Source organism: Alteromonas sp. MmMcT2-5 (assembly GCF_022348315.1).
Classification (GTDB): Bacteria; Pseudomonadota; Gammaproteobacteria; order Enterobacterales; family Alteromonadaceae; genus Alteromonas; species Alteromonas macleodii.
Genome location: NZ_JAKRFB010000008.1, coordinates 25,829 through 40,541 on the forward strand (window position 1 = coordinate 25,829; position 14,713 = coordinate 40,541).

Sequence of the window (14,713 nt, forward strand, 5' to 3'; positions counted from 1 at the left end):
AGAATACATTAAACGAAAGTATAATAAAACAAAAAAGTGTCTGATAATTGGTAACTTAATCGCTATCTGCGCCAAACTTCACTCTTCAAGCTATCTATTTTGTGGTAGATATAGCGAGTAACAAAATAAGGAACACACGACCATGCAAGAGTTAGCTACTAGCCAAGATAAGAGTTTGGTAAGAAAAGTTGCCTATCAAATTTTGTCTCATTTCGATAAGAGTTATCGATGGTTCACCCGCATCACTCGTGGCGCTCAAGAAAGGTTCGAAAAGGGAAATTGGAAAGAAACTCAGCTTGCCTCTAAAGAGCGAATAACCATTTACGAGCAAAGCCTGTCAGACGCTGTTGCCGAAATTTATCAGCTAACTCAAGTACATCAAAAAGACGACGCTTTCTGGCAAGAGCTTAAGAAAGTATTTGCTTTACAGCTAGAAGGCCACCCGCAGTTTGAGCTAGCCGAAACCTTTTACAACTCTGTAATTGGTCGCTTGTTTAAACATAGAAAAATCGATAACGATATGATGTTTGTCTTGCCCAGCCGCTGTTTCTTACCCGGGCAAGACAGAGACAAAGTGATTAACAGCTTCGACACCACCACCACGGTGCGTGAAATGTACGAGTCAATTTTTAAGATATATCGATACAACATTCCATTTGAAAACTTCGAGCGAGACCTACAGAACCTTGAAAGCGCGCTTCGCGCTCGGTTGAATAAGGAGCAGCTAGCCAGCGTTCAAGCTGTGGAAATCCTTAAGCCTACGTTTTTTAGAGGAAAAGCCGCTTACCTGATTGGGCGAATTTGCATGCCCGACGAAACGCTGCCGTTTGTTATCGCCATGCGACGCTATAACGAACCCCATATGTTTGTGGATGCGCTGTTAACTGATCGCAAAGACTTAAGCGTTATTTTCGGTTTTGCTCGCAGCTACTTTATGGCTGACACTCAAAATCCTGCGGAAGTTGCCGCCTTTCTTCAAGAGCTTCTCCCTAATAAAAAGCACTTTGAGCTTTATATGGCAATGGGACACTATAAGCACGGTAAAACAGTGTTCTATCGCAACTTCTTGCAGCACATGGACGAGTCAGACGACAAATTTGAGGCGGCCCCGGGCATTCGAGGCCTGGTCATGATGGTTTTTCATCTGCCCTCTTATGGCGTGGTGTTTAAGATTATTAAAGACGAGTTTGCAGAGAGTAAAAAAATCACGCGTGAACACGTTAAAGAATGCTATAAGTTAGTGAAAATGTCAGACCGTGTGGGTCGAATGGCAGATACCCACGAGTACGTAAACTTCAGGTTTCCGCTAGACAGAATTGAGCCTGAACTTATTGAAGAATTGAAAGAAACGTGTGCATCGAGCCTAGAATTCACTGAATCTGAACTCATCATTAAACACATGTACATTGAACGGAAAATGACGCCGCTTAATCTGTATCTACAAGAAGAAACAGATGAAGAGAAAATTACCCGTGCATTAGATGAGCTTGGACTGTGCATTAAGCAAATTGCTATGGCCAACATATTTCCTGGCGACATGCTACATAAAAACTTCGGTATTACCCGTCATGGCCGCGTTATTTTCTACGACTATGATGAAATTTGTTTAATGAATGAGCGCAATTTTAGATCCCTGCCGAAATCTGACGATCCTTATGCTATTGATACGCTCTCGGTAGCGCCTAACGACGTATTCCCCGAGCAGTTTGAGCACTTCATTGTAGGTAAACGCAAGTTCAAAGATATACTTAAATCGTTGCACGGTGATTTGATGACCCCTGAATATTGGCACGAAGTTCAGGAAAAATGTGCACGAGGCGATGTTCAACACTTCACGCCTTACAACGCCAGCATGCGTTTTGACAGAGGCTAACTAAGTTAAGTGTTTGATCAAGATGCACGTTGACCGGGGCCCCAGTGTAGTTCAATAGTGTAGAGCAAGCCAAAGCACTGTGCATGCGCCCTCTAGAGCACTAGACACCTGAACAGATTGTCGCTACATGCGAAAAAGCTTAAAAGTGATCGTTTCGTTACTTAACACTCGTAAAAGCATGTGAAAGCGATACTGCTTTGCGACTGCTTGATTTTGCTTGCTGACGATTAATCGCCACATAATGGCGACAGCAACGCCAAACAAGTGTGTGAATGTTGATAAACAAAAGAAGCGTAATAATGAAAGTGCTACTTGTAGAAGATGATCCAAAGGTTGCCTCGCACATTGCAAATGGACTATTGGGTGAAGGGCATGAATGTATTACTGTAGGTGATGGAACATCAGGCTACCAACAGGCGTCAAGTAACGAATTAGACGCCGTAATTCTGGATGTGATGCTGCCCGAACTCGACGGTTTTTCTGTTTTAGAAAAACTTCGCGAAGAAGGCAACACAACGCCCGTTTTATTACTGAGTGCAAAAAGTCAGGTTGAAGACAAGGTCAAAGGCCTTCGCACAGGCGCTAATGATTATTTAACTAAGCCTTTTGCCTTTGAAGAGTTACTTGCTCGCGTTGAGGGCCTTGCAGGTCGTAACAAAGAAGGTGAAGACAAGACGCTGATAAAAGTAGGCGACCTCACTCTAGATCTGGTTAACCGCAAAGTATTGCGCGGCGATCAAGAGATCGACCTGCAGTCTAAAGAATTTCAATTGCTTGAATGCCTGCTCCGTCACAAGGGTAAAGTCGTGACGCGAAGCATGCTGCTTGAGCAGGTTTGGAACTATCATTTTGACCCGCAAACGAATGTGATAGATGTTCACATTAGCCGCTTGCGTCAAAAAGTGGATAAGGCGTTTAATGTCCCGCTTATAGAGACTGTGCGAGGCACAGGATATCGAATAGCGGATGGACTTGCATGATAGCAATACGCGACTTTACGCGTAGTTCAAGTTTTCGCGTAGGCGTATTGCTCACTACTCTAGCTTGTATTGCCATTGTTTTAATTGTTTATTTTTGGCGATTAACGAGCAGCGACTTGTTTATTTCGGAATCGAATGCTGCCGTTAATGCCAAAACAAACGCTCTGATTACTTTTTATGAAAACCTCGGTATTGAGGCGGTTAAGTTAGCGATAGCCAAAGACAATGGCCAACATTCGCCAAATGGCTCAACAATCACCTCAGCCTCCGACCACCTACGTTCATTTGTTGCACTGAGTAAAGATGAACAAGTAGTGGCTGGCAATCTGTCGTCAATTCCCCTTGTTCTTGAGCGCCACAAAGGTGCCAGTTTTGCTACCGCAGAAATAGTTATCACCCGCCCCAATAGCACAACGAGAAAAACGCTGCGCCAAGTACTTATGAGAGAAGTAACCCTTGGCGATCACGTGCTTTACGTTGGTCGTGGCATTGACGATTTATACAGCGCACAGTGGTTTGGTAAAACGTTCAGCTGGATCATTGTGGTGTTGCTTTGTACCTTGAGTGTGCTGAGCTTCGCTATTGCTGTTTACGTGGTTAATCGAATTAACCGCATGTCGCAAACGGCGGATAAAATTATCAAAACGGGAAACTTGCAAGAGCGTTTAGAAATTGACAGTAATTGGGACGACCTGAGCAGTTTGTCATTTGTGTTTAATCAAATGCTCGATACTATCGAGAGTTCAGTCAACAATATAAAGTCAGTGACCGATAGCATCGCCCATGACCTTCGCACTCCGTTATCTCGACTTCGCAACACGCTAGAAAAAATCGAAGACACTCAACTAAGGGAAGATACAACCCAAGAAGCCGACAACCTGTTAAACATGTTTAACAGCTTGTTACGCATAAGTGGGCTTGAAACCACCAATAAGAAAGAAGGCTTTTGTTCCACTGACGTACGCGCCATCGTAGAGGACGTGGTTGACCTTTATCACCCCCTTGCAGAAGAGCGCGACATTACCCTTTCGAGCGAGCTCGTTGCAGTTACAATGCTTGCCGATCCTAACCTGCTATTTCAAGCTGTAGCTAACGTGTTAGACAACGCCATAAAGTACTCTAATGAAAAAAGTGTGGTCACCGTACAGCTCTCTACCACAGCAAGTCATATCGTGATTGCCGTGAACGATGCGGGAATTGGCGTGGGTGAACATGAAATTGTGAATCTGGAGCGCCGATTTTATCGGGCAGACGGCAGTAGAACCAGTAAGGGAAATGGGTTGGGCTTATCGCTTGTGTCTGCCATTGTGAAGTTACACGACGGCCACATTTGGTTTATTCACGACCCGCTAGTTAAAGGGCACGGGTTAGGTGTGGTATTTACGTTTAAGCGTTAAGCTTTGGACTATTGTTTTTGTCGACAAAAAATAAAAAAACGCTGACGCTTTCTTCTTAGCATCAGCGTTTTTATCCTACATTTTCAACGTTGTGATTTGTGCCAGTCGCTTACGCTAACAGCGACTTCACGTACGCTTTAATCTCTTCATCTTGACCGTGGTCAAATAGACACTGCTGGAAACGCTCTCCAGATACGGCTGTTTTAACCAGTTCAACGTCCATTTTTTTCAGTGAATCGACGTAGCTCTCTGGAGCCAACGCACGTTTCAAATCTGCGAGAATACCAGCGTTTCGTACTTGAGGTTCTTTACGTTCAACGGGATAGCCCGCGCCACGCTCGCCTGTTAACGCTTTCTCAAAGATATAACGCGCATTAAGTTCAGCGCCCCATCCAAAGCCTTTTGCAAAAGGTAACGCTAACGCATTTCCATTGTTAACTTGGTTAAACAAAAATGCATCTGAAGGGTCGATACAATAACCGCAAAATACGCCTGGATGAGCATTCAATGACATCATAGCCCCTTGACCCGTACCACAGCCTGAAATCACAAAATCGACAGCTTTTGAGTTGAGTAGAATAGCTCCCATTATGCCTAAGTGCACATAGGTAAGATGGTGATCAGTTTCGCTGTTCATACCCACATTGAATACAGCGTGTCCCAGTGAGTCCGCCACGCTTGTGAGCTCATTTAATATTACCGGATTCTTAGCCGCCTGACTGTTTTCCATCATCAATGCAACTTTCATGAACGCTCCTAAGCAAAGAAAAATAACGAATTAAACGCTTACATTAGCATGGAACGAAATGCCACCTCACGGGTAATGCCAAAGTAAATGTCGATTAGTTTCAAATGTGAAACGAAAACGGAAATATATGAAGATGGAGGGCTGACGAGTAACAACTCACTGACCAGTAAATCTACTGGCCAGCATTTTTCAAAAAACGAGGTTAATGGCGTATTAGTCTGTTTGTTTTTGCATAAATATGGTGACTTCTGCCATCACAATGCCAAACTTACGAATATACGAACGGTTCATCATAGTACTGTCGTCAAATGCCCAAAACCAATCGTCAAACGTCACTGAATAGGTAGTGTCATCCACCGGCAAATCCATCTCGTAATGAAAGTTAAATGCGTTGCCAAAGCTTGTGCCTTTGGCTGGACCATCAATGTCACTCGCGCGACCCACATAGCTATTATCACTCTGCTTTACGATGGTCCAAGTACGGGACGTTGGACCGTCGCCCACACCGTAATTAAAGGATTCATCAAGGGTTAACGTATCGCCATCTACTGAACCATCGATGTCTACTACGAACCTTTGCACCACCTCGCCCGAGCGGTTCTGAACAATGCCCCAGGCTTTAACGTTCCCATCAAAAAATTGCTCAATATCGAAAACAGGCGATACAGATCTGTAGTCTTCACCATCGACTGAAACAGAGCATCCGGATAGCCCTGCCACCGTTAAAGTGGCAATTCCGATTCCTAAAACAAACTTCACCGTATTCTTTATCACTTTCGCAACCTTAATCAATTGACGAGATAGACTTGGCGTAATGCTAATAAAGCGTTGCCCTTATCCGTTTCCCAATAACTTCTTTCTAAATTTTGGCTCAGACGTTTTATCGCTTAGCCAGATATCAAAAAAACGCTGTGTAAATACTTTGTCTTCAATTTCATCAGCCTTTTCACCGTTCACGTAAAACACACTCCTGCCATCTTTCGTAGCGATACCGGTAATGACGTCGCCCTCGCTGACGTCAGGAAAGATACTATTCATTAGGGAAAGCCACTTGTCTGAATCATCAGCCGATAGGTATCCTTGCTTTTTCATTTCATCAATAGAACGCTGGGCAATTTTCTTGCCTTCCAAGTCTCGCTGGTACGTTAACTTTAGTGCAAAGGGGGGCTGGTTGGCGTATTCACCTTCAGGCGCATAAAGCTCACCGGTATACACATCCCAGAAGTAGTAAGAGAACATTCCTTTTCCAACGAGCTTTGCATTGGGAACATAATTACTGATGTACTTAACATCTGGCTCTTGCGCAACCGCATTCTTTGACATAATTAGCCCGCTTGTAGATATCGAAACAAAAAGCATGATGGAAAACATCTTCGCAGCCATGCTAGCGCTATACATCGAATATCCCCACACACCACTGGCACTTTCTGGGCGCATTGGTAAGGATTTAGCTCTCAACTGGCGAAATAGGCCATACATTTTGATAACCATAACTATGCTCTTATTAGCGTAATAAACATTACAGGTCTTTTATTGAATTTCTATCTGGTTATACTCTTGCCTTCACACATTTGATCAACTGACACTAGGCTCTCGTTGTGCTTCCCCTTGATGCATTTAAATCGTCATTAACCCTGCCCTCACCGCTAATCCCATTTAAGCCAAATTGGGAAGGTGCCAGCAAGGTATCGCTATTTGTTAAACGTGATGATGCTATTCACCCTGTAATGTCAGGTAATAAATGGCGAAAGCTAAGTCATGCGCTCACCAGCCCGTTGCCAAAAACGATAGTGAGTTTCGGCGGCGGTTTTTCTAACCACCTGCATGCACTAGGCTTTGTTTGTTATAAATTGGGCATTCCTTTTAACGCCGTTATTCGCGGTGACTACAGCGCTGCACCTACACCCATGATTGAGGATTTGAAAAGTTGGGGCACCCGTATCGACTATGTAGACCGAGTCACTTACAAAAAGCGAAGCGATAGCGCATATCTACTTCATCTTAAGCAGCAGCAACCTGACGCGATGATCATTCCTGAGGGCGGAAGCCAAGCACAAGCGCTTCAAGGGATAAAGGACATGGTTGATGAAATCGACATAGACTTTGATTTTATTGTCGCTCCTGTCGCTAGTGGAGCCACTTTGGCGGGAATAGTCAGTGCATTAAATAAACGTAATGAAAATAATGCGAAAGACACTCTCCATCACACTGGTTGCAACGCTGTCGGTGTTGGCGTGCTGAAGGGTGAAGACTACTTAGAAGGATTAGTCGAACAATTTCTTCCAGCCTCGCTTGGGCGATCAAATTGGCATATTGAACACAACTACCACTTCGGTGGTTACGCCAAAGCGCCAAATGAGCTTCAAACCTTCTGCAACGATTTTAATAATACTTTCGATTTTGATATCGAGCCTGTTTATTCCGGCAAAGCCTTTTGGGCAGTTAAAGATATGCTGGCCAAAGGTATGTTTGAAGACGGGTCACGCATTGTTGTACTGCACACAGGCGGTTTGCAAGGCGCAAGATAAAACCCTTTTATAACAGAGTGTTGCGCTCACTACCTTTCGGTGTTACAACTATCCCTGTGAGCTTGCTCACAATTCTTTTAAACACTAAACAACGATAACAACAAGAAGTTTGTCGCAGGATGCGGCATAAACATTAGCGCTTGCTACCTGCAAACTTCATCAAGGAATGATTATGAAAGATATTTTCTTCTTCGACTCAATGTTAACCCCTAAGATTATCACTTTCGTGTACTGGCTATTGCTTTTAGGATCTGTGGTAAGTGGCGTCACAACGATGTTTGTAGGGTACGACGCGAGTTTTGTATACGGCCTATTTATTATCGTGTCTGGCTGTATTGGCGCAAGAATATGGTGCGAACTGCTTATCGTACTTTTCAAAATTCACAGCAACCTTCAGAAAATTGCTAGTAAAGAATAGTGCTATACCAAGGCTAGCGCTTCTCTAGGTAGCGCTGGCAATCCATCTAGTACTTTGATTGTGTAAGACCATTAGTATCAATCTGCGACAGGATAGCCAAACAACCTCTTTAACTTTGCTTTTATCCCTTTTGCGTGCTGAAGCTGTTCACGAAGCACACCTATTTGACTGAAGTTAGCGCTAAGAGGATTGTCCTCAGGCATTTTTCCTACAATGCCGTACTTTATCGTTATCGTTTTGTCTTCTTTAGCGAAAGTGCCGAATAATTTATCCCATATAATAAGTACGCCACCGTAATTCTTATCGATGTATGGTTTATTCGTTGCGTGATGAATACGGTGATGCGTAGGCGTGTTGAAGATACGCTCTACCCAGCCTAGGTTTCCAATTGTCTGAGTGTGTACAAAAAACTGATAAGCCAGATTGATAGCGACAATGGCAAAAACCAGACTTGGCGAAAAACCAATAAGAATCATTGGTACCCAGAACAGCCACATGCCGACAAAAGGGTACAAAACGCTTTGTCTGAAGGCCGTTGTGAAATTCATTTTTGTCGAGCTGTGATGTACCACATGCGCTAGCCAAAACCAGTGTATGTTGTGTGAAGCACGATGAAACCAGTAGTACAAAAAGTCTTGAAGGATAAAACCTGCAAAAAGTGATAGTGCACTAAGCTCTATTTTAAATAGTGAAAACTGGTGTAACCAAATAAAAAAAGGCATTAGTAGAAGCAAGACCAATGCATCAGAGCCCTGATGCAATAGTGCAAGTAAGGCATTGTTCACACTGTCTTTTACATTGTAAAACTGTCGCGCTTTCTTAAATTCAACAAAAACACACAGTAGAAATACGGGGCTTAACCCTAGCAAAATAAGTTCAACGGGGATCAAAGCGTGCTCCTAACTTATCTAGACATTGCTCAATATCGTTTTGCAACAGGCGTGTCAGTAACCAGTTTGGTATATACCAGGGCGCCCGACAGGTAATGCGATAAGAAACGTTTGTTGAATTTTCCTGCTGCGTGAACGCAATAACGCCCCTGTGAGCTTTGACTGGAAAGTCATCAACCACTCTATATTCAATGCCGTTGGTATCTGCACGAACAATTTCTTCTTTAAAGCGTACTCCCAGAATAGTGACTTCTCTTACGCAGCCCTTTCCGCCGCTAATCTCATTATCATTTTCTGCTTTCAATACCTTAAACGACGCGTTGAAAAAATCGCTTAAATTCTGGTGTTCAAGCAGCGTATCGCGCAGTTCTTTGGGCGTTGCAGCAATATTTTTTTGGTAGTAAACGTTAACCATCTAGGTTATTTCCTTTTTTGACGGCTCCTAGCATAAATTGACATTTCTATTTTATCTTGCGTTAATGCGACAGTGTTTTTGTTATTTTGCGACAAGCATATGCCATCAGTTTCCTCAGCCTATATCCAAAGTATGGTGAGCTATTTAGTTAGCTTAGGCGTTAATGCCGACAATGTTTCGTTAACTACCCAAAAGCATGACTCACTGTCTGGCTCTTCACGTGTTGATATGGATGTATACGTTGAGCTGTTAAACCAAGGGGTCGCATTAACCAACAATTCGTTATTTGGTTTTGAATTAGGTAAACATATTCAGGCGAAAGATTACGGGGTGCTGGGTTACCTTGTTGAAAGCTGCGAAAACTTGGCTCAAGCCATAAATGCGCTTACCCGCTTTGACGCTTTAGTCGCTGACATCGGCACCACTAGCGTGTTTTTCGAACCTGACAATACCCGCGTTGAGTGGGTACCCAAAAGCGCCGATTGCAAGCAGATGGTATTGCGCAACACCACAGCCTGGGTAGCAACCGTCTACAAGATATTAGGTTCTGCCTGTAAACTGAATGCCGTCACCTTTACGTTTCCTTTGAGCGATTCGGAAAAAGCCATGCTAGCGATGTGGTTCAATTGTGAGGTGGTTGATAACGCCAACACCAACGCCATTATTTTTCCTCAGCACCTTTTACATATTCCATTTACCAGCGAGAACAAAGCGATGTTTAGTGCGCTTGTAAAAGTATCCGAAGAAGAACTAATGGCGAGCAAAGGCGGCGACCGTGTTCAATTTGCCAATAGCCAGTTCTACGCCAATCAGCATGAAGACATAAGTCATAGAGTCGTTGCGCTTTTAAAAGCCAATCCAACCTTAAAAGGCTGCGATCAGCAACGCGTAGCCAATGCACTTTTTATCAGTCCGCGCACCTTACAGCGAAAATTGAAGCAAAGTGGCACTAGTTTTCAACAAATTCTCAATAGCGAACGCAAAGCCCGCTTAGATGATTTGCTGAAACATCACTCCATCGCTGATACCGCAGATTTATTGGGGTTTCAGGAACAATCATCATTTACCCACGCCTTTAAAAAGTGGTACTCAACAACACCACTGAAATACCAAAAACAACTTTTAGCGCCTTAAAGCTAATGTCCACTTCCTCATCGCCGAACTATTAAGTCGCGTTGAAGAACAACCGATAAAAAGCAATCGCCCTATAGTCTCTTAATCTTTTAGTATGAAATGGTAATGTTTAGCTATCGCAATGGTGAATATTAAACTAATGTGACGTAGTAAGCGTAGGTATTAGCAAGTGTCCAGCAACGCTAACTCACAGGAGATGCGCTATGATCGACCGTCCAGTTACATTGCCAACGCCATTAAACGTACTCGTGTCGAAGTCACTAAGCTTATGTGAGCTTATGTTACCCGTATGCGATGTGTTTTACCCCTTTGCCGCCATCTATGAAAACGGCCGAGTAGGTTGTATTTTCAACGACGAAACACAAGGTCAAAAGCGAGAGTCACAGCTTATCGAGCAGCTTCAGTGGCGAATTATCGATACCACCACCGACACAAACAGCTACAGCGTATTGGTTTATGCTGCGGCGGTTAATACCCAAGACAGTAAAACCCTCGACGCCATTGCCATAGCCACTGCTACACCAAATCATGAAGAGCGTTTGATTCTTTACCCTTATTACAAAGTTGATGATAAGGTAGTCATATCGCCACCAATTGATACGGTTACCCGCTGAAATTCGAGCGACTTTATATTTTAAACCGAGCAGAATTGCAGACACGTTATTAATTTTAAAACGTGTCTGCTCTCGTATCAGCTCAAACTTCTATTGAACGACGTATCTCGGCGTGGACTATAAACGGTCAATAATGAGGGCTTTGAAAGGTAGGCCGCTAGTAGGTGTGCAATACCTTTTACATTCGTTGTTACGATTAAAATTTTTTGTACTGTCATGGGCTGTCTTTGCTTGCCAAATCCCATTGGTCTGCTAGCATTCAGCCCAAAATTCATTAGCAAAATTAGGGATTAGTTATTATGTCTCGCGTTTTAATTATTGGTGCTGGCGGTGTTGCGTCGGTAACTGTGAAAAAATGTGCACGTTTACCGCAACATTTCGACGAAATTTACTTAGCAAGCCGCACGGTATCTAAGTGTGAAGCGCTACAGCAAGAAGTAGGTGCAGATCGCGTTAAGGGTGTTTTCGCTGTTGATGCTGATAACGCAAAAGAAGTGGAAGCACTTATCAACGAAGTAAAGCCAGACCTAGTAATCAACCTTGCGTTGCCATATCAAGACCTTCCAATCATGGATGCATGTCTTGCAACTAATACTGATTACCTAGACACCGCCAATTACGAGCCTAAAGACGAAGCGAAGTTTGAATACTCGTGGCAGTGGGCTTACCAAGACAAGTTTAAAGACGCGGGCATCATGGCCCTTCTTGGCAGTGGCTTTGATCCAGGTGTAACTAACGTTTACACAGCATATGCAGCTAAGCATTACTTCGACGAAATCCACTATCTTGATATCGTAGACTGTAATGGCGGCGATCACGGCCAGGCTTTCGCGACTAACTTCAACCCTGAAATCAACATTCGTGAGATTACCCAACGCGGTCGCTATTGGGAAAACGGCGAGTGGAAAGAAACCGATCCGTTAAGCGTACGTGAAGATCTGGATTATCAAAACATTGGTGTTCGCGCATCTTACCTGATGTTCCACGAAGAGCTAGAGTCTATTGTTAAGCACTTCCCTACCCTTAAGCGTGCACGCTTCTGGATGACCTTTGGCGATGCTTACCTTAACCACCTGCGTGTACTTGAAGGTATTGGTATGACTAGCATTGAGCCAGTTGAATTCCAAGGCCAGAAGATTGTACCACTAGAGTTCTTGAAAGCCGTGCTTCCTAACCCAGGCTCACTTGCTGAAGGTTATAGCGGTATGACGTGCATTGGCACTTACATCACAGGTATTAAAGATGGCAAAGAAAAAACTATCTTTATCTATAACAACTGTGACCACGCGAAATGTAACGAAGAGGTAGGCGCGCAAGCAGTATCTTACACCACAGGTGTTCCTGCGATGATTGGCGCAGCGCTTATGCTTAACGGCACGTGGAAAGAAGCAGGTGTATGGAACATGGAACAATTCGATCCAGACCCATTCATGGATATGCTTAACGAGCATGGTCTGCCATGGCACGTACTCGAATGTGAAGGTAGCCCTTTCACTAAATAATTGAAACATCAGGGCGCTTAATTCAAGCGCCCTTTTTTATTAACGCCACTATTTAAATATAGATCAGATTACTGGAATGTAGGATACAGAGTAGTTTTGAGCTACGACCTGTAATGTAATACATTAGGCGTTTGATAAATGTTGAAAGCCGTTTTATTTTTTGGAGCTTTATCCCATTGACCGATTTAACTCAACGTACTGATATTCCCTCTCCTTGCTACGTGCTGGAAGAAGCAAAATTAATTAAAAACCTTGAGCTGATGAAACGGGTTCAAGACGAATCTGGCGCGCGTATTATCTTGGCGCTTAAAGGCTTTTCTATGTGGTCTTGCTTCGACATCATCAAACAGTACTTACACGGAGCAACGGCCAGTTCGGTTTGGGAAGCGAAACTTGCTGCAGAGATGGGTAAAGAAGTTCACGCATATTCTCCTGCGTACAAGGTTAATGACGCAAAGGAATTGGCGGGTCTTGTTAATCACCTGTCTTTTAATAGTTTGACCCAGTGGAACGCGCATAAAGACGTGCTAGCAGGCGTGTCGTTAGGCCTTCGTATAAACCCTGAGCATCAAGAAGCCGATACGCCACTGTACGACCCAGCTGCACCAGGTTCGCGCTTAGGCATACGCGCTAGTGAGCTAGAGGGCGTAGACTTATCGGGTATTGAAGGTTTTCACTGCCACAACCTTTGTGAGTGTGATTCTTTTGCTACTGCACGCACCCTTGAAGCCATTGAAAAGCGTTTTGGCAAATGGCTTGGTCAATTAAAGTGGTTAAACCTAGGTGGCGGACACCTGATGACCCGTGAAGGGTATGATGTTGAGCACCTCATCAACACACTAAAAGACTTTAAAGCCCGTTACCCACACCTAGACGTAATTCTTGAGCCAGGGTCTGCGGTAGCATGGCAGACAGGGCCATTAATTTGCGAAGTGGTTGATATGGTAGAAAATGACGGTGATATCGCTATTCTAGACATTTCAGCTACTGCACATATGCCAGATGTGTTGGAAATGCCTTATCGCCCTACAATTTTGGGCGCGGGTATGCCTGATGAAAAAGCATATAATGTGAAGCTAGGTGGCAATTCGTGCCTTGCTGGCGATGTCATTGATACCTACTCATTCGATGCGCCGCTTAAGACCGGCGATCGATTACAGTTTGAGGATATGATGCATTACACCATGGTAAAAACCACCTTCTTCAACGGTGTAGAACATCCTGCTATCGGCATTCTGCGTTCTAACGGCGATTTCGAACTAGTTCGCGAATTTAGCTACGAAGACTTTAAAGGTCGCTTGTCTTAAACTTGAGACGAAAAATCAGTTAGCTATTCTCTATAAAAAAAGCCCGTGACATTGACGTCACGGGCTTTTTGTTTAGGTTCGTAAATGTAAATTATGAGTTCGATTTTGTCTGTTCTAGCGCCCAAAGGCCTGCGTACTTATTAAACTGATATTGTGCGAACAAAACAGCGAACAGGAATCCTCTACTTCCATCCAAGATCCCTAAGCGGAAAATATAGATTTGGATAAAGGTTAGCATTGACCTTAACAATGCCAACGCAAGCCCATGGCTCTTTTTACCTGCCTTAAATTTTTTAGTCGCCATTAGGCATGTGTAATCGCGATTTTTATGTAGCAAGTGTTCAAAATCACGCACTGAGTAATGTTTTAGATAGCCACCTTTCAAACAAATTGCCTCACCTTGATGTACCACTTTTTCATGGACAATATCTTTGGTGAAATGTGACGCTTGTCTTTTAAAAAGCCTTGTAGGTGCCCTGCCAGTCCTTCCAAATCTGGTAACTTTTCCAAGGAAAATATTGCGCCAACGCAATTTGTAAGCGTTATGAGTGGGCTCGGACTTGAGTAGTTTTGAGATAGTGGACGCTAGCTGCTCGTCCACTTCTTCATCTGCGTCGAGAGATAACACCCAATCGCACGTTGCTTTATCCAGAGCTCGTTGCTTTTGAACACCAAAGCCCTGCCAATCTGTAACAAACACTTTGTCTGTAAATTGGTGAACAATTTCTACCGTTTTATCTGTGCTACCACTATCAAGAACAACAATCTCATCTGCTATTTTTTCGATAGACTTCAAACAACGGGCTATGCGGTCTTCTTCGTTTTTGGTAATAACAATAACAGAAAGGGGTTGGCGCATACTTCAATCCTAAAGAGAGCTTCTAAAACAGGCGAGTATACAATAAAA

Annotated in this window: 15 protein-coding genes; 9 read left to right on the plus strand and 6 right to left on the minus strand. The window is 43.6% G+C overall.

The features are described 5' to 3' along the window. Positions 1 to 142 precede the first annotated feature (142 nt). The 3 genes from aceK (at position 143) to MHN09_RS05955 (ending at position 4,250) form a co-directional block, all read left to right on the plus strand. Positions 143 to 1,873 carry a bifunctional isocitrate dehydrogenase kinase/phosphatase gene (aceK, locus tag MHN09_RS05945; RefSeq protein ID WP_049586015.1) on the plus strand — a complete coding sequence of 577 codons (1,731 nt, stop codon included), beginning with the start codon at positions 143 to 145 and terminating at the stop codon, positions 1,871 to 1,873. A gap of 299 nt (positions 1,874 to 2,172) precedes the next feature. Continuing rightward, positions 2,173 to 2,853: a response regulator transcription factor gene (locus MHN09_RS05950; protein WP_014950502.1), complete on the plus strand. Its 681-nt coding sequence runs from the start codon at positions 2,173 to 2,175 to the stop codon at positions 2,851 to 2,853. Further along, positions 2,850 to 4,250, plus strand: coding sequence for a HAMP domain-containing sensor histidine kinase (locus MHN09_RS05955; protein WP_049586014.1), 1,401 nt, complete (start codon positions 2,850 to 2,852; stop codon positions 4,248 to 4,250). The genes MHN09_RS05950 and MHN09_RS05955 overlap by 4 nt, the downstream gene beginning before the upstream one ends. Before the next feature lie 109 nt (positions 4,251 to 4,359). Here MHN09_RS05955 and MHN09_RS05960 read toward each other — a convergent pair whose 3' ends face one another. From MHN09_RS05960 to MHN09_RS05970, 3 genes are all read right to left on the minus strand, one after another. After that, positions 4,360 to 4,998, minus strand: coding sequence for an RpiB/LacA/LacB family sugar-phosphate isomerase (locus MHN09_RS05960; RefSeq protein ID WP_039226261.1), 639 nt, complete (start codon positions 4,996 to 4,998; stop codon positions 4,360 to 4,362). A gap of 213 nt (positions 4,999 to 5,211) precedes the next feature. Continuing rightward, on the minus strand, positions 5,212 to 5,772 hold the full coding sequence (locus tag MHN09_RS05965) for a DUF3833 domain-containing protein (RefSeq protein WP_049586013.1): 561 nt from the start codon (positions 5,770 to 5,772) through the stop codon (positions 5,212 to 5,214). A gap of 60 nt (positions 5,773 to 5,832) precedes the next feature. Further along, entirely contained in the window at positions 5,833 to 6,489 is a 657-nt protein-coding gene (locus MHN09_RS05970) for a chalcone isomerase family protein (protein ID WP_049586012.1), read from the minus strand. A 107-nt stretch (positions 6,490 to 6,596) separates the two neighbouring features. Between MHN09_RS05970 and MHN09_RS05975 the strand changes: the two genes are divergently transcribed. After that, positions 6,597 to 7,526 (plus strand): pyridoxal-phosphate dependent enzyme, encoded by a 930-nt coding sequence (locus tag MHN09_RS05975; RefSeq protein ID WP_049586011.1) that lies wholly within the window; start codon positions 6,597 to 6,599, stop codon positions 7,524 to 7,526. Positions 7,527 to 7,698: 172 nt separating this feature from the next. Beyond that, positions 7,699 to 7,944, plus strand: coding sequence for a DUF4282 domain-containing protein (locus MHN09_RS05980; RefSeq protein ID WP_014950508.1), 246 nt, complete (start codon positions 7,699 to 7,701; stop codon positions 7,942 to 7,944). 77 nt (positions 7,945 to 8,021) lie between these two features. On the opposite strand, the gene MHN09_RS05985 is transcribed toward MHN09_RS05980, so the two are convergent. Both MHN09_RS05985 and MHN09_RS05990 read right to left on the minus strand, forming a co-directional pair. Next, the gene (locus tag MHN09_RS05985) at positions 8,022 to 8,834 is read right to left on the minus strand and encodes a sterol desaturase family protein (RefSeq protein WP_039226248.1); all 813 of its coding nucleotides are present in this window, start codon (positions 8,832 to 8,834) and stop codon (positions 8,022 to 8,024) included. Continuing rightward, positions 8,821 to 9,249, minus strand: a complete 429-nt coding sequence (locus tag MHN09_RS05990) for an SRPBCC family protein (protein ID WP_239239598.1) — start codon at positions 9,247 to 9,249, stop codon at positions 8,821 to 8,823. The genes MHN09_RS05985 and MHN09_RS05990 overlap by 14 nt, the downstream gene beginning before the upstream one ends. 99 nt (positions 9,250 to 9,348) lie before the next feature. Between MHN09_RS05990 and MHN09_RS05995 the strand changes: the two genes are divergently transcribed. The 4 genes from MHN09_RS05995 (at position 9,349) to nspC (ending at position 13,806) form a co-directional block, all read left to right on the plus strand. After that, positions 9,349 to 10,383: an AraC family transcriptional regulator gene (locus MHN09_RS05995; RefSeq protein ID WP_239239601.1), complete on the plus strand. Its 1,035-nt coding sequence runs from the start codon at positions 9,349 to 9,351 to the stop codon at positions 10,381 to 10,383. 203 nt (positions 10,384 to 10,586) lie between these two features. Then, positions 10,587 to 10,997, plus strand: a complete 411-nt coding sequence (locus MHN09_RS06000) for a hypothetical protein (protein WP_039226244.1) — start codon at positions 10,587 to 10,589, stop codon at positions 10,995 to 10,997. A gap of 299 nt (positions 10,998 to 11,296) precedes the next feature. Then, complete coding sequence (locus tag MHN09_RS06005; protein WP_014950514.1) at positions 11,297 to 12,499, plus strand: saccharopine dehydrogenase family protein; 1,203 nt, start codon at positions 11,297 to 11,299, stop codon at positions 12,497 to 12,499. 176 nt (positions 12,500 to 12,675) lie between these two features. Continuing rightward, positions 12,676 to 13,806 (plus strand): carboxynorspermidine decarboxylase, encoded by a 1,131-nt coding sequence (gene nspC, locus MHN09_RS06010; protein WP_239239604.1) that lies wholly within the window; start codon positions 12,676 to 12,678, stop codon positions 13,804 to 13,806. A 91-nt stretch (positions 13,807 to 13,897) separates the two neighbouring features. On the opposite strand, the gene MHN09_RS06015 is transcribed toward nspC, so the two are convergent. After that, positions 13,898 to 14,665 carry a glycosyltransferase family 2 protein gene (locus tag MHN09_RS06015; RefSeq protein WP_061486449.1) on the minus strand — a complete coding sequence of 256 codons (768 nt, stop codon included), beginning with the start codon at positions 14,663 to 14,665 and terminating at the stop codon, positions 13,898 to 13,900. Between the last annotated feature and the right edge of the window lie 48 nt (positions 14,666 to 14,713).

Excerpts from the sequence above, each read along its gene's own strand:
- aceK (WP_049586015.1), top strand. The coding sequence starts at position 143 with ATGCAAGAGTTAGCTACTAGCCAAGATAAGAGTTTGGTAAGAAAAGTT.
- MHN09_RS05950 (WP_014950502.1), top strand. The coding sequence starts at position 2,173 with ATGAAAGTGCTACTTGTAGAAGATGATCCAAAGGTTGCCTCGCACATT.
- MHN09_RS05955 (WP_049586014.1), top strand. The coding sequence starts at position 2,850 with ATGATAGCAATACGCGACTTTACGCGTAGTTCAAGTTTTCGCGTAGGC.
- MHN09_RS05960 (WP_039226261.1), bottom strand. The coding sequence starts at position 4,998 with ATGAAAGTTGCATTGATGATGGAAAACAGTCAGGCGGCTAAGAATCCG.
- MHN09_RS05970 (WP_049586012.1), bottom strand. The coding sequence starts at position 6,489 with ATGGTTATCAAAATGTATGGCCTATTTCGCCAGTTGAGAGCTAAATCC.
- MHN09_RS05980 (WP_014950508.1), top strand. The coding sequence starts at position 7,699 with ATGAAAGATATTTTCTTCTTCGACTCAATGTTAACCCCTAAGATTATC.
- MHN09_RS05990 (WP_239239598.1), bottom strand. The coding sequence starts at position 9,249 with ATGGTTAACGTTTACTACCAAAAAAATATTGCTGCAACGCCCAAAGAA.
- MHN09_RS05995 (WP_239239601.1), top strand. The coding sequence starts at position 9,349 with ATGCCATCAGTTTCCTCAGCCTATATCCAAAGTATGGTGAGCTATTTA.
- MHN09_RS06000 (WP_039226244.1), top strand. The coding sequence starts at position 10,587 with ATGATCGACCGTCCAGTTACATTGCCAACGCCATTAAACGTACTCGTG.
- MHN09_RS06005 (WP_014950514.1), top strand. The coding sequence starts at position 11,297 with ATGTCTCGCGTTTTAATTATTGGTGCTGGCGGTGTTGCGTCGGTAACT.
- MHN09_RS06015 (WP_061486449.1), bottom strand. The coding sequence starts at position 14,665 with ATGCGCCAACCCCTTTCTGTTATTGTTATTACCAAAAACGAAGAAGAC.